This is a genomic window from Sphingomonas sp. S-NIH.Pt3_0716, from assembly GCF_003950715.1.
Taxonomy (GTDB): Bacteria; Pseudomonadota; Alphaproteobacteria; order Sphingomonadales; family Sphingomonadaceae; genus Sphingobium; species Sphingobium yanoikuyae_A.
The window spans coordinates 1-2,803 of sequence record NZ_QLJK01000083.1 but is presented as its reverse complement, the minus strand read 5'-3'; the positions used below and the strand labels follow the sequence as shown (position 1 = coordinate 2,803).

Genomic DNA, 2,803 nt, shown 5'->3' with positions numbered 1-2,803 from the left:
CGTAACCGTCCGATTGGGACCGCCTGCCTAATGGAGCGATAATTTCTTAAGAGACGGTCATAGCGACGTCGCTAACGACGTCTCTTGATCGGGGATTGCGATGAGGGCGGAAATACTGGGTCAGGAACGACGGCGCCGGTGGACGGACCAGCATAGGCTGGAGATCATCGGATCCGTCGGCGTCAATGGCGCGACGCTGGCAGAGGTAGCCCGGCGCCATGATGTAACCCGGCAGCAGATTTACACTTGGCGACATGATTTGAAGAAGCGCGGGTTCTTGCTGGCCCCACCGGAGCCAGTCTTTCTGCCTGTGGAGATGCCTGCCGCTCAGAGCCCTGACGTCGCCCGCAGCACAAGCCCAGGCGGGACGTGCATGGTGGAGTTGCGCCTGACGCAAGGCCGGACTTTGCGCTTTGGAAGCGACATCGAGGCCATCGCCTTGACCCAGCTCATCCGCTGCGTGGAGGCGGCGTGATCGGCCCGGGAACTGGCGTGCGAGTTTATCTGGCCTGCGGCGTCACTGATATGCGCAAAGGCATCTCTGGCCTTGGCCAGCTTGCCCAGACGGTGCTGCGACAGAAACCGGCAAGCGGCGCGGTGTTCGCTTTTCGAGGGCGACGCGGCGACAGGGTGAAGCTGCTGTACTGGGATGGGCAAGGATTTTGCCTGTACTACAAGGTCTTGCAGCGTGGCCGTTTTCCTTGGCCCTCTGCGGCGGATGGGACGGCGCGGCTGACCTCGGCCCAGCTTGCGATGCTTTGGGAAGGCATCGACTGGAGGCGTCCAAATTGGGGCGCGCCGCCTGCTCACGTGGGCTGACTTTTGTTCCTGAATCTACCTGTTTTCATGGATATTCCTGCCCCTGGCTGGTAAGCAGGATCATGCTGAGCGCGGCGCAAAACCTTCCCGAAGACCCAGCTTTGCTGAAGGCGATAATCGCCGACTTGCAGGCGGAAAACGCGAAGCTGGCGGCAACGGTCCGTGCACATGATCTGGTGGTTCAGGCCCTGCGTCTGCGCATTGCCAAACTGAAGAAACAGGCCTTCGGCAAGTCCTCGGAAAAGATCGAACGCGAGATCGAGCAGCTGGAACTGGCCCTGGAGGACATTCTGGTCGCTGCGGCACAAACCGTCGCTTTGCCGAGCGATGTCGAAGAGGATGAAGCCACTGCGCATGTAGACAGCGCACGGGCCATGGCCCGGCGTCCGCGCGTTGCGTCCGACACGCCGCGCGAGCGAAAAGAACTCGACCCGGGCAGCGCTTGTCCCGATTGCGGGGGCGAGTTACGCCTCGTCGGCGAGGACGTGAGCGAAATCATCGAAATGATTACCGCCAAACTGAAGGTGATCGAGGTAGCGCGGCCGAAAAAATCCTGCCGCTGCTGTGAGAAAATGGTGCAGGTGCCGGCTCCGAGCCGCCCAATCCCCGGCAGCATGGCCGGAAGCAGCCTGCTTGCCTACGTGCTCGTCTCAAAGTTCGACGATCACTTGCCGCTGTACCGGCAGAATGAAATCCTTACCCGCATGGGCGCTGACATTCCCCGCAGCACGCTGGCTGACTGGTGCGGCAAAGCGATGCGAACCCTGCAGCCCCTGATCGAGCGTATTGAGGCATCGGTCCTGGCCAGCATCGTCATCCACGCCGATGATACACCGATCCAGGTGCTGGATCACACACGGCGGGCCAAGGGGCTCGGTAAGGGCGTGAAGCAAGGCAGGATCTGGGGCTATGTCTGCGATCAGCGCCCGTGGAACGGGGCGGCACCGCCGGGTGTGGTCTATCGCTTTGCTCCCAACTGGAAGGCGGAGCACGTGCAAAACCACCTTTGCAATGCGAGCGGCATTCTCCAGGCCGACGCCTACAAGGGATATGCGAAGCTCTATGAGCCCGGCGCAGACGGCGAACCGCGCTTCCTGGAAGCTGCCTGCTTTGCCCATTGGCGGCGTGACTTCCATGACATCTGGAAAGCGAACAAATCACCGATAGCGCGAGAAGCCCTCGATCGCATCGGCCAGCTATACGACATCGAGCGTGAAATCGCCGGGAAGCCCGCGGATGTTCGGCGTGCCGTCCGCCAGGAGCATAGCAAACCCAAACTCGAGGCGTTGCGCGCCTGGGCCGAGCAGCAACTCACCCGCATCCCCGTCAAGGGCGATCTGGCCAGCGCCATTCGTTATGGCTTGGGTCGCTGGCATGCCTTCTCATTGTTCATCGAAGACGGGCGCGTCGCCATCGATAACAATGCCGCTGAGCGAGCCGTGAGACCTATTGGTCTGGGAAGACGCAACTGGCTCTTCGCCGGCTCCGAAGCAGGCGCTGAAACCCTGGCACGGGCCATGACGCTTATTGAAAGTGCCAAGATGAACGGTCTGGACCCGCAGGCTTATCTAGCCGACGTGCTCGGCCGTATCCACGATCACAAGATCAACCGGATCGACGAATTGTTGCCTTGGAAATGGAAGCCCTTGGTACCATTGGCAGAGGTAGCCTGATGGCCACGATCACTCACGTGCGCACGCTGGACTATGCTGCCAAAATGCTTGGTGAGGACGTGGAGCTGTTGGAAGCCATCGTCTGGAACGATGACAATCTGACATACGGCAGCATCATCAGCGTTTACACTGGCCCGGATGAGACCATTACGGCCCTCACCGACGATGGCGTCGATGAACTGTCAGATATGCTTCGAGAAGCACGCCGCACCACCCAGACCTGGCACAGCTTTCTCGACGACTTCCTGGACGATCCCGAACTCGCCACTCGCTTCAAGGCCCAACCACCGCGGTAACAATCGGACGGTTAC

Annotated in this window: 4 protein-coding genes; all 4 read left to right on the top strand. The window is 60.6% G+C overall.

What is annotated here, in order from left to right; all coding sequences use genetic code 11:
• Window positions 1-100: 100 nt before the first annotated feature.
• The 4 genes from tnpA (at window position 101) to BRX37_RS26005 (ending at window position 2,788) form a co-directional block, all read left to right on the top strand.
• Window positions 101-475: an IS66-like element accessory protein TnpA gene (gene tnpA, locus BRX37_RS27725; protein ID WP_125990323.1), complete on the top strand. Its 375-nt coding sequence runs from the start codon at window positions 101-103 to the stop codon at window positions 473-475.
• A 17-nt stretch (window positions 476-492) separates the two neighbouring features.
• Window positions 493-819: an IS66 family insertion sequence element accessory protein TnpB gene (gene tnpB / locus BRX37_RS26015; protein ID WP_346763666.1), complete on the top strand. Its 327-nt coding sequence runs from the start codon at window positions 493-495 to the stop codon at window positions 817-819.
• Between the two features lie 62 nt (window positions 820-881).
• Window positions 882-2,492 (top strand): IS66 family transposase, encoded by a 1,611-nt coding sequence (gene tnpC / locus BRX37_RS26010; protein ID WP_125990321.1) that lies wholly within the window; start codon window positions 882-884, stop codon window positions 2,490-2,492.
• On the top strand, window positions 2,492-2,788 hold the full coding sequence (locus BRX37_RS26005) for a hypothetical protein (protein WP_125990319.1): 297 nt from the start codon (window positions 2,492-2,494) through the stop codon (window positions 2,786-2,788). The genes tnpC and BRX37_RS26005 overlap by 1 nt, the downstream gene beginning before the upstream one ends.
• Window positions 2,789-2,803: the final 15 nt, after the last annotated feature.